Raw genomic sequence first — 22,486 nt, 5'->3', positions numbered from 1 at the left:
GACGATAGCGAGGCTGGCCTTCATCAATGATAACAATGAGGTGACCATGAACGTGAGACGCAAGCTCAGCAGGGTAGGTGTAGCCGGATTGCTGCTATTGGCAGGCGACGCCATTGCCCAGGAAGATCGTGCCGCAGTGATCGAGCGGCTGGCCGATGAAGTGTTCGCAAACTCCACCTTGACGCGGGAGCAGCGGATCGCCGAACTGGAGTGGTTTGCCGAGGCCGCGGAGCCCTTTCGTGGCATGGCAATCAACACGGTGGCGGAAGGGTTGACCACCCATACCTGGGAGCGGGACGTGCTGACGCCGGCCTTTCTCGAGCTGACCGGGATAGAGGTGACCCACAACATCATCGGCGAGGGGGATGTGGTTCAGAACATGCAGACCCAGATGCAGTCGGGTCGCAATATCTACGACGCCTATATCAATGACTCCGATTCCATTGGCACCCACATTCGCTACGGATCGACCATCAATCTCAGTGATGCCATGGCCAACGAGTGGAAGGAGCTGACGCTGCCAAGCCTGGATCTGGAGGACTTTATCGGGATTCAGTACACCACGGGGCCAGATGGCAGCCTTTACCAGCTACCGGACCAGCAGTTCGCGAACCTTTACTGGTTCCGCTACGACTGGTTCCAGAGAGAGGACTTTCAACAGCAGTTCCGTGATCTCTACGGCTATGAGCTAGGCGTGCCGACCAACTGGACGGCGTACCAGGATATCGCTGAGTTCTTCAGCGAGCACATCGGCGAGATCGACGGGCAAAAGGTCTATGGCCATATGGATTATGGACGTCGAGATCCCTCGCTGGGTTGGCGTTTCCATGACTCCTGGCTATCCATGGCCGGAATGGGCAGCCCTGGGGTGCCGTTCGGCAACCCGGTGGATGACTGGGGTATTCGCGTAGACGAGGACAGTCATCCGGTGGGAGCCAGCGTCAGCCGAGGCGGGGCCACCAATTCCCCGGCTTCGGTGTTTGCCGTCACCAAGATGGTCGACTGGCTCAGAGACTTTGCTCCTCCCGAGGCACAGGGCATGACCTTTGGTGAGGCGGGTCCCGTGCCGGCCCAGGGTAATGTGGCGCAGCAGATGTTCTGGTACACCGCCTTTACCGCCGACATGGTCAGTCCGGACGTGGCGGTGACCGATGACCAGGGCAATCCCAAATGGCGGATGGCCCCATCACCGACGGGTCCGTACTGGGAAGAAGGAATGAAGGTGGGCTATCAGGATGTTGGCGCCTGGACCTTCTTCGACTCGACGCCTGAAGACCGTCGCAGTGCTGCCTGGTTGTTCGCTCAATTCAGCGTGTCAAAGACGGTGTCTCTGGAAAAGCTGATGGCGGGGCTGACGCCGATTCGGCGGTCGGACATCTTCTCCGAGCAGATGACCGAGATGGCGCCCAAGCTGGGTGGGCTGGTGGAGTTCTACCGCAGCCCCAACGAAGCCAAGTGGACGCCAACGGGAACCAATGTGCCGGACTATCCGCGCATGGCGCCATTGTGGTGGCAGAACTTGGCACCGGCGGTGAATGGCGATATTTCCGCCCAGGAGGCGCTCGATAATCTGGCGGCAGATCTGGATAACATCATGGCGCGACTGGCTCGGGCCAAGGTGTTTGCCACCTACGAGCCGATTCTCAATGAGCCCAAGGATCCCGAGCAGTGGCTGAGCCAGCCTGGCTCGCCCAAGGCCAAGCTGGACGATGAAATGCCCCAGGGCACCACGGTGCCCTATGACCAGATGATGGAAGACTGGATGTCCGCGGGTACCCGAGAGTAATCCCGGTATAGCGGTGTGTGCCGGCCCCCCAATCCTCAGGATGGGGGGCTTTGTCTTGCAGAGCAGTTTCAGCAGCACTGAGTGAGCCATCAAGGGGAGCCATCAGGGGGAGCCAAAGGGGGACTAGCGCTTGGCAAAAAGGGGAAGGGTTGCGTGATTGCTGCGTTGGCGACCTGGGGTTGGCGCAAAATTGTGCCCTGAAGGGGCGCCGGGATTGGTAACATGGCCCGCGTTTGGAATCGGCTGTTGGCGCGATGAGCCTCTTTTCGCCCCACAGCAGACTTCCTGTTCACCACGGAGCCCCCTCATGTCTGACCCCCATTCTTCGTCAACTCAGCCACCCGAACCCTCAGCGACGGCGTCGGATTCATTGCCCAGACTCGCGCTGGTCGGCGCGCAGATGCTGTTCGTGGCCTTCGGTGCCCTGGTGCTGGTGCCTCTGCTGACCGGGCTTGATCCCAATGTCGCTATGTTCACCGCCGGTATCGGTACGCTGGTGTTTCACTTCACCACGCGGATGACGGTGCCGGTGTTCCTGGCATCCTCCTTTGCCTTCATCGCGCCAATTCAGGGCTCCATTGCGCACTTTGGGGTGTCCGCCACCCTGGGCGGGTTGATCGCGGCGGGCCTGGTGTACGTGGTGATTTCGCAGGCGGTGCGCCTGAAGGGGACCGGTTGGCTTCATCGGTTGCTGCCGCCGGTGGTGGTAGGGCCCGTCATCATGGTGATCGGCCTTGCTCTGGCGCCCGTAGCGGTCAATATGGCGACCGGTGAGAACAGCGAAGGGATCGGTTACGCTCAGGCCATGGTTCTGTCCATGTCGAGCTTGCTGGTTACCTTGATTCTGGCAGTGTTCGGACGTGGTCTGCTGCGCCTGGTGCCGATCATGGGTGGCATCGTGACGGGCTACCTGCTGGCCCTGTTGATGGGAGTCGTTGACTTTACTCCGGTGCGCGAAGCCTCTTGGCTGGCGCTGCCATCCTTTACCGCTCCTAGCTTCAACTGGTTGGCCATCGCGTTCATGATCCCTGTGGCCATTGCGCCTGCGGTCGAGCACATTGGTGACATGATTGCCATCGGTTCGGTCACGCGCCGCAACTACCTGGAAAAGCCCGGTCTTCATCGCACCTTGCTGGGCGATGGCCTCGCCACCATCTCTGCGGCCATGTTTGGCGGGCCGCCCAATACCACCTACTCCGAGGTAACCGGGGCGGTCACCCTGACCCGGGCGTTCAATCCGATGTTCATGGTGTCGGCGGCGTTGGTGGCCATCCTGCTGGCCTTCGTGGCCAAGCTGGGAGCCGTGCTCCAGACCATACCTGCGCCGGTCATGGGGGGCATCATGACGCTGCTGTTCGGTTCCATTGCGGTAGTCGGGATGAATACCCTGGTGCGCGCGGGCAAGCCGCTGACAGCGCCGCGTAACCTGGTGGTCGTGTCGTTGATTCTGGTCTTCGGTATCGGTGGCATGCAGTTTGGTGGAGGGCAGTTTGCCCTGCAGGGCGTCAGCCTTGCCGCCCTGGTGGGCATCGCGCTGAATTTGATACTGCCGCGCGCTCGGGAAGAGGCCTAGCCGAAGTGCCGGGGCGACGCCGCAGCCTGGCGGCGTCGTCCACTGCTTTGACGCTCACTCGGTGAGCGGTGAGATTGTCCCCGCGGTCCTGATCGGACAAGGGCTGAACAGCCAAGCTCTCAGTGATGGATCTGTTCGCCACCATCTGAAAAGGTGGGCGGGGTATTGGCGCTGACGATCACGCATTCTTCCTGCCCCAGATTGCGAAACCGGTGGGGCAGGCGGGAGTCAAAGTAGTAGGCATCTCCTGGGCCAAGCAGCCCCGTCTCTCCGTTGACGGTGATCTCGATCTCCCCGGCGATGACGACACCGCCTTCTTCGCCATCATGCTCCAGCATTTCCTCGCCGGTATCGGCACCAGGTGGATAGCGCTCGTGCAATACCGACATGCGCCGGTCGGGGCGTCTGGCGGCGACAAGTCGCCATGAAAGGTGGCGATCACCGATCTCGGTCAACTCCGCAGCGCGATAGAAGGGGCTCGGATGATTGGGCTCGTCGGCGGCGAAGAAGGCGCTGATGGAGACCGGTAAGGCGTCAAGTATCTTCTTAAGGGAGCTGACCGAAGGGCTGACATTATTCAGCTCGATAAGCGAGATAGTACTGTTGGTGACGCCCGCTCTTTTCGCTAGTTCGCGCTGAGATAACTGTTTTTCCTGACGTAGTTGGCGCAACCTAGCGCCGACATCGAAACCGTCGTCCATCCTGGTGTCCGCCATTCGTGAGTCGCTGTCGTGCAAAATGATGGACACATGATACCTGCTATGGCCTGGGTGGGTCACCCTCGCGCTCTCGGACTACCTCTATGCGTGCATGGCGACTACCTACGGCCTGAGGCATCATGTAGTGATGCATGACGAACATAGCAATAGGAGCTTCTTGTGGTGAAACCTCAGGCAAGCGAGGTATGTGGTGTTGTCCTGGCGGGTGGTCAGGGACGTCGCATGGGAGGCATCGACAAGGGCCTGGTGTCCTTTGCGGGTCAGCCCCTAGCCGCCCATGCGGTCGCCTGTCTGCGACCCCACGTGGGTTCTGTACTGATCAATGCCAATCGTCATCATGAGGACTATGCGGCGCTTGCCGATGGTGTCTTCAAGGACGCTGCCGAGGGCTTTCAGGGGCCGCTGATGGGCATCTACAGTGCGCTTGAGGCTGCGGACAGCCCCTGGGTCATGGTCGTGCCCTGCGACAGTCCGCTACTGCCCCATGACCTGGTGCCACGCATGTTGGCCGGCTGGCGTGAGGGGATGGACATCCTGGTGGCCCATGACGGAGAGCGCCTACACCCGGTGGTAGCGCTGCTGGCAGGTCATCTGCGCGAAGATCTGGCACAGGCGTTGGCGCAGGGAGAGCGCAAGATCGATCGCTGGTACGCGCGACATGCCTGGGCCACGGTCGATCTGAGCGACTGTGCGGACGCTTTTGCCAACCTCAACACTGAAGAAGAGCGTCAGCGTCTTGAGCCCACTCGTCCAGGGGAGGGCTCATGAGGTCCCGGCTGCAATGGCAACCGCAACAGCCGGTATTGGGCATCGCCGCCTGGAGCGGGACCGGCAAGACCACCTTGCTGGAGCGCATCGTACCGATGCTGAAGGGGAAAGGGCTGCGGGTATCGGTCATCAAGCACGCGCATCACCGTTTCGATGTCGATCAGCCTGGCAAGGACAGTCACCGCTTGCGAATGGCCGGGGCGGAGCCGGTGCTGATCGCCTCCCGGGCAAGGGTGGCGATGATGCTGGAGACCCCCGAAGCTGAGGAAGCGGACCTGCAGACGCTGCTGGCCATGGTGGCGCCACTGAAGGCGGACCTGACGCTGGTGGAGGGATTCAAGGACTGGCCAATGCCCAAGCTGGAACTGCACCGTGCCGCGTTAGGCAAGCCGCTGCTGGCGACCGAGGATCCCTGGGTGCAGGCGGTAGCCTGTGATACTCCCCTGAGCACCGCGGTCGAGACGCTGGATCTGAATGCCCACGACCAGCTGGTCGAGTGGATGTTGCGGTGGGCTGCTGACTGGAGCGGCTGGCTGGCGACGCAGGAGGGACGCTGATGATGTCCTCATTGTCTTGCTTTGACCTGGGCGAGCACATGCTGAGCGTCGACGAGGCACGTCAGGCGCTGCTTACCCTGGTGGATGGCCAGCTGGCGACGGAGTCCGTGGCGCTGGCCCAGGCTCATGGGCGCGTGCTGGCCAAGCCGGTGACGGCGCCTTTCAATGTTCCAGGCCACACCAATTCGGCGATGGATGGCATCGCTCTGAGCTGGCCCGAGGAAGGCGTCGCAGGCTCCCTGCGGCGCGTCGGTTCCGCCCTGGCCGGCCGGCCTTTTGCCGGGCGGGTGGGCAGTGGCGAGTGCGTCAGTATCACCACCGGAGCGCCGTTGCCGCCTGGCACTGACACGGTGATCATGGTCGAGCAACTTCAGCAGCATGGTGATGTGGTCGACATCCTCCAGGCTGATCGAGTCAAGCGAGGGCAGAACGTCCGCCAGGCGGGCGAGGATCTACGTCGGGGTGAGGTGGCGCTGGAATCCGGCAGGCGGCTGGAGGCAGCGGCGTTGGGGTTGCTGGCGTCGTTGGGCTGCGCGTCCGTTGAGGTGCGACGCCAGCCCCGTGTGGCGGTGTTTTCCACCGGGGACGAGGTGACCGCCCCTGGACAGCCTCGCGCTGATGCCGCGATTTATGATGCCAACCGCTTCACCTTGATGGGCATGTTGCAGGAGCATGGCGCAGAGGTGCTGGATCTGGGCATCGTACCTGATGACCCGCAGGCGCTGGAGGATGCCCTGGTACGAGCGGGGCAGCTGGCTGATCTTGTGGTGTCCAGCGGGGGAGTGTCGGTGGGGCAGGCCGACCATACTCGAGCTGCCCTGGAGCGGCTGGGGCGACTGACCCTGTGGCGAATCGCCATGCGTCCTGGCAGGCCGATGGCATGCGGTGTGATGGGGGACAGAGCGACGCCATTTCTGGGCCTGCCCGGCAATCCGGTGGCCTGCATGGTGACCTGTCTGGTTTTCGTTATTCCCCTTGTACGTAAGCTGCAGGGACGTGAGCTGCGCTCGCCTGCGTGGCAGGCGGTGGCCGACAGCGACTTCCGCAGTCGTAAAGGTCGCACCGATTACAGTCGTGGCGTGCTCAAACGGAGTGATGACGGGACCTTGCGGGTGGTCAATACAGGTAGCCAGGGTTCCGGTATCCTGTCCTCCATGGTGGCTGCCGAGTGTCTGGTGGAAATTCCTGCCGACAAGGCAGCGGTTGCCATCAATGATATGGTGACCGTATTCCCTCTCTTTCGTTTCCCCTGAGGCTTGAACATGACGCTTTCCCATCTCAATGCCCGCGGCGAAGCCAATATGGTGGACGTCGGCGACAAGGCATCCACCCGACGTGAAGCAACGGCTACAGGGGCTATCAGTATGGCGCCTGAGACCTTGGCCTTGCTCAGCGATGGGCAGCTGCCCAAGGGAGATGTGCTGGCCACCGCCAGAATTGCTGGTATCCAGGCGGCCAAGCGCACCCACGAGTTGATTCCGCTGTGTCATCAACTGGCCCTGTCCAAGGTCAGTATCGACTTCGATATCGATCGCGAGGCGAGCATGGTCAGGGTGTCCGCGACGTGCCGGCTGAGTGGCAAGACAGGCGTCGAGATGGAAGCGCTCACCGCGGTGTCAGTGGCCTGTCTGACGCTGTATGACATGTGCAAGGCGGTCGACAAGGAGATGGAGATTGGCCAGATCCATGTGGATGCCAAGCAGGGTGGCAAATCCGGAGATTATCGTCGCCGAGAGATAGCACAGGAAACCGTCGCTCCCATCGTGACGAGTCCGGAGAACAGTCCTGCATTGACCTTGGGGCTTGCCTCTGCAGAGCAGCAAAGCGTCAGGGTGAAATGCCTGGCCGAGCTGCGAGAACGCCTGGGTATCGGGGAAACCTCGGTCCCCTTGGACCGTTTACCCAGTGCCGACGTGGCAGGCCTCAAGAAGGCCTTGAAGACGCTGGACCAGCGCTTTTCCGGTTTGGAAGAAGGTCGGGTGCTGTGTGCGGTGAATCAGGTGATGGCCAGCGACAGCACACGCCTGACGTGCGATGACGAGGTGGCCTTTTTCCCGCCGGTCACTGGAGGTTGATGATGATTCGGGTGCAGCAAGAGCGCTTTGACGCAGGTGACGTACAGCAGGCGATGCTGCAAGGTCGCTCCGATGTGGGGGCTGTCGTCAGCTTCACCGGGTTGGTCAGAGATTTCAATGAACGCCCCGACGTCACAGCGTTGACGTTGGAGCATTATCCCGGCATGACCGAGGCCTCGCTGGCCGAGATCGAGGATGAGGCGCGCCGGCGCTGGACGCTCGAGGACGTGTCCATCATCCATCGGGTAGGGCGGCTTGCGCCAGGTGATCCCATCGTTCTGGTGGTGGTAGCCAGTGCTCATCGCCGCGCCGCCTACGAGGCCTGCGAATTCCTGATGGACCAGTTGAAGACGCGGGCACCCTTCTGGAAGAAGGAGCACACGGCCAGCGGCGATTATTGGGTATCCGAGCGCTGTCAGGACCATGCGGACGCTCGTCGATGGGAAGGTGGTGTGCAATGACGGACAGCATGAGCGACGGCTTGGTCGACAGCTTCGGCCGGCGCGTGAATTACGTCAGGCTATCGGTGACGGACCGCTGTGACTTCCGCTGTGTTTACTGCATGAGCGAGGAAATGACGTTCCTCCCGCGGGCACAGGTGCTGACGCTGGAAGAAATCGCCCAGGTGGCGCGAGCCTTCACCGAGCTTGGCGTCGAAAAGATACGTCTGACCGGTGGAGAACCCCTGGTGCGGCGTAATATCGGTGAACTGGTGGCGCGTATCGGTGCCTTGTCAGGGCTCAGGGATTTCGCAATGACCACCAATGGCGCCGGACTTCGGCGTCATGCTGTCGAGCTTCGTCAGGCGGGTCTGAAACGCCTGAATGTCAGCCTGGATTCGCTGGATCCTCAGCGCTTCCGCCGCCTGACCCGTACCGGTGACCTGAGTCGAGTACTCGATGGTATCGAGGCTGCGCGAGAGGCGGGGTTCGAGCGGATCAAGCTCAATGCGGTCGTGCTGAAGGGGCGCAATGAGGATGAGGTGCTGGATCTGGTGACCTTTGCCAGGAACCAGCAGCTCGATATCAGCTTCATCGAGGAAATGCCCCTCGGCGACGTCTCGGACCACTCACGCGCAGAGACATACTGTTCCAGCGATGAGGTCAGGGCGCTGATTGAGCAGCGCCATCCGCTGTTGTCCACGGCGGAAGCCACGGCGGGTCCTTCACGCTATTTCCGGATGGAGGACAGTGATACCCGCATCGGCTTTATTTCTCCCCATAGCCACAACTTCTGCGCAAGTTGCAATCGGGTTCGCGTCACCGTAGAGGGACGCCTGTTGCTGTGTCTAGGCAACGAGCACTCGGTTGACCTGAGGGCGGTGTTGGGACGTTATCCCGGCGACATCGAGCGGCTCAAGCGAGCTATCGTCGAGGCCATGCCCATGAAGCCGGAAAGGCATCATTTCACGACTGACGGGGATGTCCAGGTCGTGCGCTTCATGAACATGACAGGTGGCTAATGGCTTGGGGCTTTATTTGCCAATTGTCGAATAAGTTTTCGCGGGCGCCATGGGCGCCCGCGTTGCGTTGTGCTGCTTCTTCACTCACGGTAACCCGCTGTTGAAGCCTCCGCCATGTAAGGGAATGGCCAGGTATGCTGGGGAATGGAAGGCGATGTATGATGGGTATTGGCACGCCGGTTTTTGATAATTGACCAGGAAATATTTGCTGCATTTCTTGCCAAGAGCCAGAGGTTGCATATACTTTTCTTCAAGTGAATCACGGCGCGCGCCGTTTTATGCCAAGGCTATGGAGTGAGCTATGTCCAGCGAAACATTGGAACGCATTGCACGAAACAAGAATGTGGCACGCGCAGCGGCCCGACAGCTCAGCATGGAGCAACTGCAAAAGCTGGCGGAAGTGGTCGAGGAAGTGATCGATCAAAAGCGTGATGAAGAGCGCCAGCGCCAGCAAGAAGAGATGCAGAAAGCGCAGAAGCTGGCGGAAATCCGCGAGCAGATCACTGAGGCGGGATTGTCGCTGGACGACCTGGTGTCCGAGCAGCCCAAGCGCAAGCGTGGCCGTCCGCCCAAGAATGCCAAGTAAGCTACACCACCCAAGGCAGGTATTTCACCGCTAGCGTTGCTGGCCCTGCCTTGAGGTGTGGCACCGAGGGTGTCGTGTTAGCGATGATGCCCCTCCGTGCAAGCGGCCCCGGATACCTCCGGGGCCGCTTTCGTTTGGGGCCTAGAGATCCCCTGCAATGCCTTCCATATCGGTAGCCATCAGCTGTAATTCCAACTTCGGTCGACGCTGGAGATGGTCATGAAGCCACGCGAGAATGCGTGGATAAAGGCCATGACGCAGGGCGGATAGGGTGTCGGCTGTCAGCTCATCGAGCTGATCGTCAAGCCAGTCGCTGAAGCTATCTTCGTCGACGCCCAGTGAATGGCTGGTGTCCAGCATCAGGCGCCCAATTCTTGCCCAGCCTCGTTCAGTTGCCACCAGGCTGATGGCCAGATACAGCTCTTCCTGGCGCTGACGCGCGGAAGAGCGCGAGGTGCGCCGATCGATGCCGCCTCGCTCGATGATGCATTGGGATACCGCAAAGCGCTGCTCTACCGTCAAACCGTCCTGATCGAGACGGATCAGGTCACCATTTTGGGGTGCCAGCGGGGCATCAATGCCGAGCCGTTCCGCCAATGCCTGGTGGGCGGCCTGATGGGGAGCCTCGCCGTGCACCGGTAGCAGTCTGGCCGGCTGTATCCACTGATAGAGGCGCTCAAGTTCTTCCTGGGCGGGATGACCAGAGGCATGTAGCTGTGGGTGGCTGGCGTCGTCGAGGAGATGAACATCGAAGCGGGCAAGGCCTCTTTTCAGGCGTTCGATCAGGTGCTCGTTGCCGGGGATGGCCTTGGCCGAAAATATCACGCTGTCGCCCGCTGTCAGCTCGAAATGCGGATGTCGTCCCTGGGCCAGTCGCGACAAGGCGGCGCGGGGTTCTCCCTGGCTTCCTGTGGCGATCACCAGTACCTCTTCAGGGGGCAGATACCCGAGGTCGCTGACCGGGACCAGCGTCGGGAAATCGTCAAAATACCCGAGCTGGCGCGCATGCCCGACCATCCTCTCCATCGAGCGTCCCAGCAGGCTGACACGCCTGCCGCAGCGACGTGCTGCGCGGCCTATTGCGAGCACACGAGCGAGGTTGCTGGCGAAGCAGGAAACAACGACCCGCCCACTGCAGCCGGCAATGGTGTCCGCCATGGCCTTGGCGACGTCTCCCTCGCTGCGTGAATGCCCCGGCACGTTCGCGTTGGTGGAGTCGGCGACGACCAGGTCGAGGGGAGCCAGGGCGCGGAAGGCGTCTTCATCAACAGGTTCGCCGAGCACCGGCTGCGGGTCGAGCTTCCAGTCACCGGTGTGCAGCAGGCGCGTATTGCCCGCTTGAATGAACACCGCGCAGCTTTCTGGAATCGAGTGTGTCAGGGCGAGGAAGCGACAGGAAAAACCTGCGATGTCCCTGGCCTCTCCCGGGGTGATGACCTCGATGGCATCGCTGGACAGGCCGCGTTCGGCGAACTTGATCCTCAGCATGGCCGCCGCCAGGGGCGTGGCAATGATCGGGCAGCCCCAGCGGGGCCACAGCCAGGCAACGGCACCAATATGGTCCTCGTGGCCATGGGTGATGAGCAGCGCGCTGGGCTGAATGCCGAGGGTCTCCAGGACGGTGGTGTCCGGGACTTGAATGGGATCGCCCGGCAGGTCCTGGCGAATCATCATGCCGCAATCGACCGCCACCCAGCGTCCCTGGTGGCCATAGAGGCTCAGGTTCATCCCGATTTCGCCGCAACCGCCCAGGGGCAGGAAATGCAGGGGGGAGCGGCGGCGTGGACGAATCTGAATTCGAGGGATCGACATCGGGCTCGGCATAGTGAAGACAGGTAACGCCACTATAAGGGATGGAGGTCGGCTCACTCAACGCAGGACGCCCCTGGCAGCGCAGCAGGAGTCGTTCGCTACCTCACTTTTCGCTACAATGGCCGGTTTTCGTGGCGCGCTATCGAGCGCGTCGAGAGGTGGTGCCAAGGGCACGCCAAGGGTTGGCTTCAAGAGACAAGTGTTATGTCGCATTTCTATCGTCTGGTGGTGTCCTGTCCTGATCGACTGGGGATCGTCGCCCGTGTCTCCAACTTTATTGCTGGGCATGGTGGTTCCATTACCGAGGCCAATCAGCATTCCGACCTGGCGTCGGGACGCTTCTTCATGCGCTACGAGATTCTGGCGGATTCGATTGGCATGTCTCGGGAGGCGCTGTGTGACGCCTTTGCCCCGGTAGCCAGGGAGTTTGAAATGGATTGGGCGCTGCGTGACACTCGTCAGAAGCGCCGAGTGGTGCTCATGGTGTCCAAGGAATCCCACTGTCTGGTCGATCTGCTGTATCGCTGGACGGCGGGGGAGCTGGATTGCGACATTGCGGCGGTGATCAGCAATCACGACGATATGCGCAGCATGGTGGAGTGGCATGGCATTCCCTACCACCATGTGCCGGTCGTCGCTGGTGACAAGCAGGCGGCATTCGCTGAGGTGGAGCGTCTGGTAGAGGCGTCGGCTGCGGACAGCATCGTGCTGGCGCGCTACATGCAGATTCTTCCGCCGGACCTGTGCCAGCGCTACAGCGGTCGCGTGATCAATATCCACCATAGCTTCCTGCCATCGTTTGCCGGCGCCAAGCCGTACCATCAGGCCTACCAGCGAGGGGTGAAGCTGATTGGTGCGACCTGCCACTATGTGACAGAGGAGCTGGATGCCGGGCCGATCATCGAGCAGGACATCCACCGTGTCAGTCATTGCCACACGCCTACCGACCTGGTTCGCTTCGGCAGAGATGTGGAAAAGACGGTGCTGGCGAGGGGGCTACGCTGGCATCTGGAAGATCGGGTACTGATCCACGATAACAAGACCGTCGTCTTCGCCTGAGCGCTACGTCAGGCCTGAGCCCCTGCTGCGACGTGTCGAGCTCGCCGAGAGGAGGGGGCGGTCATGTCGTTCGCCGAGGTAGTGGTGGCGGGCTGGATGCTGTGGCTGGGTGGGGCGCTGTCAGCAGGGTGTGTGCTGCTGGTAGTGCGCCAGCGGCCCTGGCAGGCGCTGGTGGCCAGTACCGGGCTGCAGCACCGATGGCTGGCCGCCACCGTGATGATGGCCTTGCTGTGGCAGTTGCGCGCCCAGGCGGTGGACTGGCTGAGCTTGCATCTGCTCTTCACCACCCTGCTGACGCTGGTATTTCGGGCGCCGCTGGCGCTGTTGAGCTGTCTGCTGGTCAACCTGTCGCTGTGCGTGACCGGCAGGGTGGCCTGGCCGCTTATCGGCCTCAATCTTGTTGTGACAGGGGTGGTACCCATGCTGGTGACCATCGCCATATGGCGTTTGGTCGACAGGCGCCTCCCCGTCCACCCCATGGTGTTTCTGTTTGTCGGCGGTTTTGGCTGTGCCGCGCTCTCTTCGCTGGCCTCGGGGCTCGCGGTCATGGGCGTTGCGTGGTTTGCCGCGGTGAATGCCGAGGTGCTGTTTCAGGTCCGTGAATACCTACGCTTTCTGCCGCTGCTGATGCCTTCGGAAGCCTTCATCAGCGGCATGCTGCTCAGCATCCTGATGTTCTATCACCCGCACTGGGTGGCGACGTTCAACGATCGGCGCTATCTCGATGATGACCGGAAGTGAGCCCCCCGGATGTCGAGGGGCTTTGGCTGGCTGTGCTGACGGCTGGGCCAACCGTCAATGCGGGCGCCTATCGGCGGCAATGGTCAGCGGCGGCAACGGTCAGCGGCGGTTGGCGTTCCGTGTCAGTGTCTGGCGTAGCGCGAAGGCTGGGGCGCGGGGTCTGCGTGGCGCGGGCATTGGGGATTGTAGTGCAGGCCTCTTGATTCGCGGCGTGCCAGGGCGCTGGCGACGGTCAATCGCGCCAGTGTCAGGGCGTGACGGAGGGCCAGCAGGGCGGGTGTCGGGCAGGCGTCGTCGGCCAGCTCCGCATAGCGGGAGGCCAGTGTCTCGATACGGGCGGCCGCCTCCTTGAGGCCCTCGTCGAAGCGCACGATGGCCACCCTGGCGCTCATGACCCGGCGCAGTTCCTGGTGTAGTTCAGCGATGTCGGACGCCTTAGCCTGGCAGGTGCCAGCGATGATCGAGCTCGGCGGATGCTGACGTGGTGGCTCCCTCAGCGTGGCGAGATGACGAGCCGCCGAGCGGGCGTACACGAGGCACTCCAGTAGCGAATTGCTGGCCATGCGATTGGCACCATGCAAACCGGTGCAGGTCACCTCTCCAATCGCATACAGCCCTGTCACGCGGGTCGCGCCGTGTTGATCAACGCTGATCCCGCCACAGCTATAGTGGGCCGCAGGGACGACGGGGATCGGCTGCTGGGTGATATCCAGGCCACGCCCCAGACAGTGGGCATGGATCGTCGGGAAGTGGTGCCGAATCGTCGCCGCCCCCAGATGGCGGATATCCAGCATCACGCAGGGGCTGTCGGTGCGTTGCATTTCGGCGTCAATGGCCCTTGCCACCACATCGCGTGGGGCCAGCTCGGCCCGTGGGTCGATGTCTGGCATGAAGCGTTTGCCATCCGCATTCAGCAGCAGGCCGCCTTCTCCGCGTACCGCCTCGCTGATCAGGAAAGGAGGACCCTCCGGGTCATACAGGCAGGTGGGATGGAACTGCTGGAATTCCAGGTTGCTCAGCTGCGCACCGGCATCGTAGGCCATGGCCATGCCCTCGCCACTGGCGGGAGAGGGGCTGGTGGTGTGCAGATAGAGTCCGCTGGCGCCTCCGGTCGCCAGTACCGTGTCCTGGGCAATGAGTTCCTGGGCCTGATGCTGGGGATCGAGGCAGCGGGCTCCGCAGCACTGGCCCTGATCGTTGCTGATCAGCTCGTAGGCGACCAGGTCATCACGCAAGGTAATGGCTGGGTGCTGGAGGGCGCGCTCCCTCAGGGTATCAATGACCGCGCGACCGGTGGCATCTTCTGCGTGAATGATCCGTCTGGCGTTGTGCCCGCCTTCCCGAGTGAGGTGATAGGGATACCCCAGGCTAGGATCTGTCTCGGGGGTGAAGGGCACCCCGAGTTGAAGCAGCCAGTCGATGGCGTCAGGACCTTGTTCCACGGTGAAGCGCACGGCTTGCTCGTCGCATAGTCCGTCACCGGCGACCAGAGTGTCCTGTACGTGAGCCTCGACATTATCCTGGGGGGATAAAACCGCCGCGATCCCTCCCTGCGCCCAGCGGCTGGCCCCTCTATCGTCGTTGCCGGGCCGCAGCAGCGTCACCCTGCGGTGATCGGCCAGCTCCAGGGCCATGGCAAGACCGGCGACGCCGCCACCGATGATCAGGACGTCATGACTGGCGTGGGTCATGGGATCTTCCTTCCTTGCTGTCGAGAGAGGGTGCCTGGTGCAGGCCGTGACGCGGGGCTCGTCGTCGCAGTCGCTTGCTGGGGAGGCGTTCGAGTTTGCCAAGCTGCTCAGCGATGGACCCGGAGAGGCGGGCCAGCTCGCGGTTCAGCCACAGGTAGCCGCTGGGACCAAACAGCATTCTGCCATCATCACTGCGCGCGGTGGAGGCCTCTGCGGCAAAGGCTTCCAGCGAAAAAGGCGTGATGTTGGCCTGGATGGGTCGACCCGTGCGTATCTCGAACGCCAGGGTGCCGATATCCCTGGCGAGCACATGCTGTTGGGCCCGCAGCCCCTCCATGGTATCGATCTGCTCGTGTCCCTGGCGGGTGCTCCAGTGAGTCTCCAGCAGCAGCTCCAGCGTCGACAGCATGCGTCGTTGGTAGGAAATAAGACCGTCGACGTCCGTGCGAGACAGCCTGCCCTCACGGTGCACCGCGTCTGTCAGTCCGCGCTGCTTGATCAGTAGCTGGCTGGCAGCCTTGAACAGCTCTCGGGTGTCGATTCCCGGTGCCGCGGTGGATGACGTGTGGGCGTGATACAGCCGGGCCATCTGATCAAGGCAGTCGGCCAGCAGAAAGCGCTGCAGGTCCGTGGCCTTGTGGGGCAGAAAGACCAGCGTGGCGGCGATGCCCACCAGGGTGCCGACCAGCACGTCGAGGCCTCGCCAAAGGGCGACATCCAGCTGCTGGGTACCATCGCCGATAACGAGCAGCAGGCTGATGGCAAACATCAGGCCGCCGTAGGCCTGGCGGGCACCGAATACCCACCAGGTGGCGACAGCGATACCGGCCAGAGAGCCCAGCTGCACCGCCCAGGGTGGGATGGGCAGGCTGATCAGCAACAGGCCCAGGGCGGCACCAATCAGCGTACCTGCCAGGCGCTGACGGCCCTTGTCGATGACGCCGCCAACATGGGGCAGATTGCCCATGACCATAACGGTGCTCACCAGGGCCCAGCCACTATGTTGCAGCGGCAACAGCTCGACAATGGTGAAGGTCACCATCAGGGCCAGCGTGACGCGCAGCACATGGAACAGGCGCCGATGTCGGTGGTTGATAAAGGGGTCGCGCAGGCGTCCGAGTAACATGGATCAGCTCCTGGCCAGCGTGGGTGCAAGCGGCAATGTGCGCAAGGCTGGTTCCGCGCAGTGGGGTGCGGTCACGGCTGGAAGCGTCATTGATGTCTGGCGAAGGGCGGGCGGAAGCAAGCGGTTGCTCAAGGTTCGGCGGCCGTCATGAAGTGGCGTAAAGAGGCGCAGATGCTAACACGTCACGGCGACGTCGTCCTGGCCTCAGGGGCTATTCAGTACCGGACCCAGGTGTATGTCGCGGCCTGGCTAAGGGGCAGGGGCCAGGTGAAGGGGGCACGATGAAGGTGAGGCGCTGGATGCCGCCAGCTCGCGTCCTGAGATGTGAGCGTGGTGAGTCATTGATGACATTTGGCGGATACAGCTGGGGTGGATACAGATCGGGCGGATACAAGTCGCGCGGATAAAGCTAGGGCCACTACCCCGTAGTGGCCCTGATCTTTAACTAAGTAGCGTGATGGATGTCCGTGCAGTCCTCAGGAGCTATCCTTAGGAGTCATCCTCAAGAGCCACTCTTAAGAGCTATGGTCTTCCTCGGCCATCATATGGATAAGTTCCTTGAGGTCCTCCACTTGCTGCTCAAGGGCTGCGACACGATCCTCCTCACTTGCTTGCGCGGTACGCTCCTCGATCTCAGCCATCTTTTCGTTGAGCATCTCGGAGTCCATGGCGAATGCGGCACCCGCCATCATGAGAGATGATAGCGCCATGGCGCTCAGTAGCTTCAGCTTCATACGGCCTCTCCAATAAAAGTCACTGCTTGGCTGCCTCATGGTATGAGGCGCTGCGTACTTCTCGGACGACTGCGACTTGCACTGCTACCTGCACTTCTGAAGTGTAGTCTAGGCCACTTATTGAGCAAGGTCGCATAAAGCGTGATGTAGCGTTTCATTCTGATGCTTAACACATGCTGCGGGCGGGGCATTAGCCGGATTCGCGCGATCAAACTGCGACCAGAGAGGAGGGCGTCGAGAGCTGAGTAGCGTCAGGAGGTAGCGTAAGGCATTGAAACTATTGGTGCCCGGAGCCGGGCTCGAACCGGCACGGTGTTGCCACCGAGGGATTTTAAGTTCGATATGATCTAGTTTTCGGCCGCGCTTGCAATGCGGTTTCTTTTAAAATCAGAGAGTTATGTGGTCGCATTGTTTGACATATGTGCTCTCAGAGCTAGGCGCGTGCGACCAAATTGCGACCACTCAGCAGTAAAACTTGCCATGGTTCCAGCTGCCTTCGTGCTGACTACTGCGACGCCTCCATCGCAAGGTTAAAAGTTGGCAGTCGAGTCCCGGGCGACCTGCTCATTCCGGTAGGGCTGGCCGGTCGCATTGGCCAGGAGAATGCCAGGCCCAGCGTTGCCAAGGGACATGCCTTCCAACTGAAGGCGCTCGTCGCTAAAACAAAAATCTTAGCCATGCGGATCAGAATTCTCATATTGACTGCTTAGCAAGGCTCACACCTTCATAATTCAACTTAATTTTCAATAGTCTAACTGTGCCGCAGCGAGCAGGATTGTGGATCATGATCAAAGCCTATGTCAGCATTTACATCGTAAATGGCTGAAACAGGAATCGGTTTGTTAGAAAAAAAAGAAGCTGATAATTACGAGCGCGGTGAGCTGAAGGAAAGGATTGAGTTGCTCAGGGAAATTTTGGTTTCTATCGAGAATATCTCCCGATCAGACCTGTGGAGGAGTGAGAACAGCAGACAGCGTGTAGCTAGGCTGTCCCACGCCGCTGTCTACCTGGTGGATATCGTCGATGATCTTGTGGCAGACGATTGGACCCAAGCTCAAGATGATTCTGAGGCCCCTACACGAGCGTCCTGAGGCGATGACAGGCCGATCTCTTTGAGGTGTATTTGGAAAGCGATTACAGCTGCCTCATTTCTGGCTTTCGTTTCGTCTCCAAAAGTCCCGAGTACTCGCCTTCCCACTAGTGGATGATACTTCACAACATCCCAAGAGGTACGGATGCCCCGTGCGGTCTGGCGGGGCTCAACAACTACGGAAGCAGGGTAGTTCATCACGAAACCCTAATGTGACAGAAAGTAATAACAGTGTAGCTCTTTTACCTCTTTGCAGACACGAGTGTACTCGTTTGGGCAAAGGTCCGGCGCCCTGTGACCGCTAGCCTGTAAGGTTCTGACGCCCTAAGCACAGAAGTTCCGCTGCCTGGCCCCATCTCAGTGGGCTAAACTGCAACCGTGAGTCTCACGGGGAGAGCCTGTATGGGCACGCAGAAGGTCAGCTTGAAGGTCATCGATGGCGGTCTGGAAATGCGGTGCCTATCGTGCCAGAGCGCAGAATTTCTCGAGCACGGCAGGCAGCGCTGGAAGCACTTTGAAGTCACGCCCGACGGCCCCTATGGGCGCTGCTTCATCATCAAGTGCAGGGCCTGCGGCCACCAGAACCTACGTGCCTCAATGCAGCCAGACTGGTAGCGCCGGCGGTGAGCGCTCCAATGATACCTATAGAGGCTGAGCTGCTCTCAGGTATAGCGCCTGATCCGGATTGGATGCTGAGAGTGCCTAGAGGCCACCCGTTCCACTAAAGCGAGGTGGCAGCCAGAATCCACTATGCTTACCATTAGTGTGGTAGTCATTGGGAGAGCATCATCATGGTTAGGCAGGGTATCTGTTTCGAGGCCGTGGAGGGCGGCCAAGAGATCTACTGCCTGAAGTGTTATTCGGCGGAGTTCAATATCTCAGATACGTCCTCTTGGATTCAATTTGCCATTCGCGCATCCGATGAAGGCTATGTGATCAGATGTCGGTCGTGTGGTCAGGAAGCGTTTATTCAGGCGTTGCAGCCGAGCTGACGGAGCCCTCTGCAGCACTGATGTAAGCCCGTGGTTACTGGGCAGGCGTGAAGAAACGTGCTTTGCCATACACCAGGCTATACACAGTGCCGTCGGCATGGTTTGGGCGGGAGGTGGTTCTAAAGAAGATGGTAGCAGGCCATGGGCCACACTATGGCAGGCCGTATTGATGAGAGGGAAATCATGAAGCATATGACTCTGTTCGTCTCCGGCGACTACGTGACGTTGAGGTGCTCTTGTGGCAACGAAGAGACAAAGCACGAGGGCGACGATTGGCTGACCTTCAAGGTTGAAGCGGGCTGGGTAGGCGAGGGCTGCACCATGATCAACTACTGGTGCATGGGCTGCCACCGCCAAGAGAAAGAGCGATTGTTTGTAACGTAGGCAGGCAGCTTCTTGCGTATCAATGGACAGCTACCAAATCACCCAGTGGCGCAAGCGACTTGAGCGCAAAGGCTGGCTCAGCCTGAGCCGTGCGACGCCTCCGATCGACAAGCTGGTCGAATACCACGTCGTGTGGAAGGGGTGGCTGATCAGCGGGCGCTGCGTCCTGGGCAAAGAGATCAAGGACGACTGGTGGCAACCCGGCACGCCTCAGTATCTGCTGTCACGCAAACACGAGATAAGTGAGGGTGTATGGCGGCTGGCGAAGGATCAGGGGGCCGAGGTAGGTCAGGTGAGGAGAGCCGGGGTGCTCAAGAATAAGAGATCGGGGGAGTAATGAGGAAAGCGGTTCTTGGAATTTGCTTCGTTGTGTTGTTTGTGACGATAGGGTTTTCGGTGTGGTGGTTTTCGTTTGAGAACGACCAGAAGCTATCGACCGATATGGCCCTATGGGGTAGCTACGGAAGCTTTCTGGCGGGATCAATCGGCGTGACCTTTGGTTTGGCGACTGTGTGGATGCTAGCTGAGACTCTAAAAATACAGAGGCAAGAGCTCAAAGATACAAGAAGTGAACTTGAATCCACGCGGAAGGTTCATGAGCAGAGCGCTAAAAAATTGCAACAACAATATGAATTGATGCTGGCTGATTATAGAAGGAGGAATTTTAAAGAGCACATTGATAACATGCTCTCTCCTATTGATGCCATGCAGAGTGCTACTAAAATTAGTCAGAATAATACATGGACTTTTTTTGATGCGGTAAAAAATAATAGGCTTGAAAGATTTTTTGAAAATGAAATTAGGGTAATGGTTCACCAGTTCGTCATTATAGCTGATACGTATTCAGATAAAAATCTAAGCTTTGAAGACAAAGTATATTTGGAGAAAGAGATTTCAAGGTGCTACTACTTATTTGCGCATGCGAAAAAAAGCGGGTACTTCAATAAGTGTGAGAAGGGGGCTATGCATGAGTTGTGGAAGTTCTATTGTCGCGTGAACGCGAGGGTAGAAGGTACTGACTCTAAGTGAGTCCTGGGTTTTGCCATCCATGGCTATCACCTCACTCCCAGCTGACCGCCTCAACGGCTTCTACCGTCTCGGCTGCCTTCACCTGATCCTCGAGAGCCTGGCGCTTTCCTGTCGCCAGGCCGCTTGCCTGCATCCATGCATCGGCCTTGGCGATGATGCGCGTAGCCAGCTCAGTCTTGTCCATGCCCCGGCCAGTTGCCATAGCATCCAGTAAGGGCGTGGCCGTGCCAGAGTCAGCCAGAAGCGCGCGCGCCTCTCGCTCCTGCTTGTCCCAGGTCATCTGCTCTGACTCCGGATACTCGCTGCGAATGCTGGCCAGCTCGGCCTCATAGGCTGAGTTGATACGGCGCATGGCCGATTGCCGTGCATCCTCCAGCTTCTCTGCCTCTGTCTTGGGCGGGATCCAGTACACGTTACCCATCAACCATCTCCTTCTTGCGAACCGTCCAGCCCGTGTTGCCGGCAACATCCACGCCCTGCACGATCTCGTAGTCGTCTACGCCTGCCATGCCAGTTGGAATGACGTAGCAGATTTCGGGATCGTAGTCCTCTGCGTCGATGGTAGGCGATTCTCGCCAATGGGCCTTCTTGTCGGGATACTGGCTTGCGATAACAGCCTGAAGGAGCGTCACTACAAGCCTTCCACTGGGATCACGAGTGACATCCCGTACTGTTTCAGTTTGGTCAACGGTATCTGCAGTTGTGAAGATACCTTCCACCGGAAAATTTGTGAGGTCGAACTCCTCGCACATGTCACCTTTGAATGCTCTTAATATCTCGCCCGAAATTGAGTATCTAGTTGGTGCATCACTTACGGCTTTGAAAATCAGTTTCATAGTATCCCCTAATTTCTCCAGCGACCCAAGGCCGTATACTCGAAAGAGCAGCTGAGGGTCCCCCAGGTCGTGATTGATCCGATCCGATATTTAGGTCCTGAAACTGTTGATTTGTTTATGATTGAGTCTTCCCTACAGACAGGGATTACTCAGTAGTTATAAGCTGTATCTCCGCCGCTTCCGCCCTTTCTCGAGCAGTTGACAGATACCTGATAATCTGTATTAACAAAGGCTGCTGCCATCTGCGTGATGAATTCGGTGGCACCGAGGTAAATTAGACCACCGCGGTTCGCTCCGAGACCGGCTTCTTTATAATTACGACATATCTGAGTGCCGTCTGCCCATCGTGTCCAGTGTCCGTCATCATTACTATCGCTTTCGATAATAGGGCTCCCCCCAATGCTTGGCATCGTATCGAATTCGTTAGGCCCCGATAGCCGCGCATACCGCGCGTCGGCCTGCGAGGTCTTGAGAACGTCATTCGCACCGGTACCCAAATTTGCCGCCGCTGCCGTCCCTGCGTCTGAGATAGTGTTCAGAAGCTGCGTGCCGGTGTGGTGGCTGCGCTGGACGGCATAACCTTTGGCTGCCTGCTCGGCGCTTGCCGCTGATCCAGCTGCATCAAACTCAGCAGTATTGCGGCTGTAAATGTCCCCAGCCTCGTTTGGCAGCCCTGAGCCAGGCGCATGAACAAGGTCTGCAGCGTCTATGGAAGCAGCAGAAGCGGCTGCATCGGTTGCTGACTGGGCTGCATTTGACTCACTTGCTGCTGCGGCGCTGGCGGATCCTGCGGCGTTCGACTTACTTGTCGCAGCAGCGCTCGCAGAGCTGGCCGCATTGGAGGCAGAGGTGGCTGCGTTGCTCTCGCTCGTTGCCGCTGCACTTGCCGAGCCAGCCGCATTTTCCTCGCTGGTTGACGCGGCGTCGGCACTTTCGGAGGCGCTGGCTGCTGATGCGCTGGCAGCAGTGGCCGAGCCAGATGCATTCTGTTTGCTCGTTGCTGCATTCGAGGCTGATTCGCTGGCCGAAGACGCACTACTGGCAGCGTTGGATTCGCTTGCGGCCGCTGCATCGGCGGATGCTCCCGCCTCATCGCGGTATCCGCGGGCCTCATCGGTGAGTGCGCGAAACTCAATAATGATGCCAGGAGTCACATCGCTCTCACCTTGCCACTCGACCACCAGGTCGTTGAGATTGGCGGCGGTGGAGTGTGCACGCACCTCCAGATTCTTGGCGAGCTCGAGGAATGACCGTCCCTGCATCACTCGCACGTCGTAGCGACCCACCTCGACAGAGATGGAGTAGTCGCCCTGGGCGTCAGTGATCGCCTCGGCACGAATGTGGTTCAGGACGGTAGCGGATGTCCGGACAGCGTCAAAGCGAATGGTCGCCCCGGGTAGCGGCTTCCCATAGGGGTCTTTCAGTACGCCGGAAAGCGTTACTGCCATGGTGTGTCTCCCACAAAA

General features: G+C 59.9%; 22 protein-coding genes. 14 read left to right on the top strand and 8 right to left on the bottom strand.

Going from position 1 to position 22,486, the window contains the following annotated elements; translation table 11 throughout:
• The first annotated feature begins 46 nt into the window (after nucleotides 1–46).
• Both KUW18_RS10335 and KUW18_RS10330 read left to right on the top strand, forming a co-directional pair.
• Nucleotides 47–1,786 carry an ABC transporter substrate-binding protein gene (locus KUW18_RS10335; protein WP_222561367.1) on the top strand — a complete coding sequence of 580 codons (1,740 nt, stop codon included), beginning with the start codon at nucleotides 47–49 and terminating at the stop codon, nucleotides 1,784–1,786.
• Nucleotides 1,787–2,093: 307 nt separating this feature from the next.
• Nucleotides 2,094–3,359, top strand: a complete 1,266-nt coding sequence (locus KUW18_RS10330; protein WP_206944571.1) for a uracil-xanthine permease family protein — start codon at nucleotides 2,094–2,096, stop codon at nucleotides 3,357–3,359.
• A gap of 119 nt (nucleotides 3,360–3,478) precedes the next feature.
• On the opposite strand, the gene KUW18_RS10325 is transcribed toward KUW18_RS10330, so the two are convergent.
• Nucleotides 3,479–4,060: a cupin domain-containing protein gene (locus tag KUW18_RS10325; RefSeq protein WP_206944764.1), complete on the bottom strand. Its 582-nt coding sequence runs from the start codon at nucleotides 4,058–4,060 to the stop codon at nucleotides 3,479–3,481.
• Nucleotides 4,061–4,237: 177 nt separating this feature from the next.
• Here KUW18_RS10325 and mobA point away from each other — a divergent pair, with 177 nt between their 5' ends.
• The 7 genes from mobA to KUW18_RS10290 all read left to right on the top strand — a co-directional run bounded on the left by mobA (nucleotide 4,238) and on the right by KUW18_RS10290 (nucleotide 9,526).
• A complete protein-coding gene (mobA, locus tag KUW18_RS10320; RefSeq protein WP_206944570.1) occupies nucleotides 4,238–4,846 on the top strand; it encodes a molybdenum cofactor guanylyltransferase MobA in 609 nt (202 codons plus the stop codon).
• Complete coding sequence (gene mobB, locus KUW18_RS10315; RefSeq protein WP_222486143.1) at nucleotides 4,843–5,403, top strand: molybdopterin-guanine dinucleotide biosynthesis protein B; 561 nt, start codon at nucleotides 4,843–4,845, stop codon at nucleotides 5,401–5,403. Before mobA ends, mobB begins: the two co-directional genes overlap by 4 nt.
• 2 nt (nucleotides 5,404–5,405) lie before the next feature.
• Complete coding sequence (gene glp / locus KUW18_RS10310) at nucleotides 5,406–6,656, top strand: gephyrin-like molybdotransferase Glp (RefSeq protein ID WP_222561366.1); 1,251 nt, start codon at nucleotides 5,406–5,408, stop codon at nucleotides 6,654–6,656.
• Between the two features lie 9 nt (nucleotides 6,657–6,665).
• The gene (gene moaC / locus KUW18_RS10305; protein ID WP_222163327.1) at nucleotides 6,666–7,478 is read left to right on the top strand and encodes a cyclic pyranopterin monophosphate synthase MoaC; all 813 of its coding nucleotides are present in this window, start codon (nucleotides 6,666–6,668) and stop codon (nucleotides 7,476–7,478) included.
• Nucleotides 7,479–7,480: 2 nt separating this feature from the next.
• Nucleotides 7,481–7,939, top strand: a complete 459-nt coding sequence (gene moaE, locus KUW18_RS10300) for a molybdopterin synthase catalytic subunit MoaE (protein WP_206944763.1) — start codon at nucleotides 7,481–7,483, stop codon at nucleotides 7,937–7,939.
• Nucleotides 7,940–7,947: 8 nt separating this feature from the next.
• Complete coding sequence (gene moaA, locus KUW18_RS10295) at nucleotides 7,948–8,940, top strand: GTP 3',8-cyclase MoaA (RefSeq protein ID WP_222561508.1); 993 nt, start codon at nucleotides 7,948–7,950, stop codon at nucleotides 8,938–8,940.
• A gap of 301 nt (nucleotides 8,941–9,241) precedes the next feature.
• Nucleotides 9,242–9,526: a hypothetical protein gene (locus KUW18_RS10290; RefSeq protein WP_206944564.1), complete on the top strand. Its 285-nt coding sequence runs from the start codon at nucleotides 9,242–9,244 to the stop codon at nucleotides 9,524–9,526.
• Between the two features lie 141 nt (nucleotides 9,527–9,667).
• On the opposite strand, the gene KUW18_RS10285 is transcribed toward KUW18_RS10290, so the two are convergent.
• Nucleotides 9,668–11,254 carry a ribonuclease J gene (locus KUW18_RS10285; protein ID WP_222486310.1) on the bottom strand — a complete coding sequence of 529 codons (1,587 nt, stop codon included), beginning with the start codon at nucleotides 11,252–11,254 and terminating at the stop codon, nucleotides 9,668–9,670.
• A gap of 288 nt (nucleotides 11,255–11,542) precedes the next feature.
• Here KUW18_RS10285 and purU point away from each other — a divergent pair, with 288 nt between their 5' ends.
• Nucleotides 11,543–12,397 carry a formyltetrahydrofolate deformylase gene (purU, locus tag KUW18_RS10280; protein ID WP_206944563.1) on the top strand — a complete coding sequence of 285 codons (855 nt, stop codon included), beginning with the start codon at nucleotides 11,543–11,545 and terminating at the stop codon, nucleotides 12,395–12,397.
• A 63-nt stretch (nucleotides 12,398–12,460) separates the two neighbouring features.
• Nucleotides 12,461–13,138: an energy-coupling factor ABC transporter permease gene (locus tag KUW18_RS10275; RefSeq protein WP_222561365.1), complete on the top strand. Its 678-nt coding sequence runs from the start codon at nucleotides 12,461–12,463 to the stop codon at nucleotides 13,136–13,138.
• 122 nt (nucleotides 13,139–13,260) lie between these two features.
• Here the strand turns inward: KUW18_RS10275 and nadB are convergent, their stop codons facing one another.
• The 3 genes from nadB to KUW18_RS10260 all read right to left on the bottom strand — a co-directional run bounded on the left by nadB (nucleotide 13,261) and on the right by KUW18_RS10260 (nucleotide 16,689).
• Nucleotides 13,261–14,829 (bottom strand): L-aspartate oxidase, encoded by a 1,569-nt coding sequence (gene nadB / locus KUW18_RS10270; protein WP_222561364.1) that lies wholly within the window; start codon nucleotides 14,827–14,829, stop codon nucleotides 13,261–13,263.
• Nucleotides 14,810–15,955, bottom strand: a complete 1,146-nt coding sequence (locus tag KUW18_RS10265) for an FUSC family protein (protein ID WP_222486149.1) — start codon at nucleotides 15,953–15,955, stop codon at nucleotides 14,810–14,812. Before KUW18_RS10265 ends, nadB begins: the two co-directional genes overlap by 20 nt.
• A 515-nt stretch (nucleotides 15,956–16,470) precedes the next feature.
• The gene (locus KUW18_RS10260) at nucleotides 16,471–16,689 is read right to left on the bottom strand and encodes a hypothetical protein (RefSeq protein WP_206944555.1); all 219 of its coding nucleotides are present in this window, start codon (nucleotides 16,687–16,689) and stop codon (nucleotides 16,471–16,473) included.
• 2,265 nt (nucleotides 16,690–18,954) lie between these two features.
• Here KUW18_RS10260 and KUW18_RS10255 point away from each other — a divergent pair.
• The 3 genes from KUW18_RS10255 (at nucleotide 18,955) to KUW18_RS10245 (ending at nucleotide 20,184) form a co-directional block, all read left to right on the top strand.
• Entirely contained in the window at nucleotides 18,955–19,155 is a 201-nt protein-coding gene (locus KUW18_RS10255) for a hypothetical protein (RefSeq protein WP_222561363.1), read from the top strand.
• A 22-nt stretch (nucleotides 19,156–19,177) separates the two neighbouring features.
• On the top strand, nucleotides 19,178–19,492 hold the full coding sequence (locus KUW18_RS10250; protein WP_222561362.1) for a hypothetical protein: 315 nt from the start codon (nucleotides 19,178–19,180) through the stop codon (nucleotides 19,490–19,492).
• 152 nt (nucleotides 19,493–19,644) lie between these two features.
• On the top strand, nucleotides 19,645–20,184 hold the full coding sequence (locus KUW18_RS10245; RefSeq protein ID WP_222561361.1) for a hypothetical protein: 540 nt from the start codon (nucleotides 19,645–19,647) through the stop codon (nucleotides 20,182–20,184).
• A gap of 31 nt (nucleotides 20,185–20,215) precedes the next feature.
• On the opposite strand, the gene KUW18_RS10240 is transcribed toward KUW18_RS10245, so the two are convergent.
• From KUW18_RS10240 to KUW18_RS10230, 3 genes are all read right to left on the bottom strand, one after another.
• Nucleotides 20,216–20,605 (bottom strand): hypothetical protein, encoded by a 390-nt coding sequence (locus KUW18_RS10240; RefSeq protein WP_222561360.1) that lies wholly within the window; start codon nucleotides 20,603–20,605, stop codon nucleotides 20,216–20,218.
• Nucleotides 20,598–21,020: a hypothetical protein gene (locus KUW18_RS10235; protein WP_222561359.1), complete on the bottom strand. Its 423-nt coding sequence runs from the start codon at nucleotides 21,018–21,020 to the stop codon at nucleotides 20,598–20,600. The genes KUW18_RS10240 and KUW18_RS10235 overlap by 8 nt, the downstream gene beginning before the upstream one ends.
• Before the next feature lie 149 nt (nucleotides 21,021–21,169).
• On the bottom strand, nucleotides 21,170–22,468 hold the full coding sequence (locus KUW18_RS10230; RefSeq protein ID WP_222561358.1) for a prophage tail fiber N-terminal domain-containing protein: 1,299 nt from the start codon (nucleotides 22,466–22,468) through the stop codon (nucleotides 21,170–21,172).
• Nucleotides 22,469–22,486: the final 18 nt, after the last annotated feature.

Source organism: Halomonas sp. DP5Y7-2 (genome assembly GCF_019802025.1).
In the GTDB taxonomy this organism is placed as follows: Bacteria; Pseudomonadota; Gammaproteobacteria; order Pseudomonadales; family Halomonadaceae; genus Halomonas; species Halomonas litopenaei_A.
The sequence above is the reverse complement of the archived record's forward strand: the minus strand, read 5'-3'. Positions and strand labels throughout refer to the sequence as shown.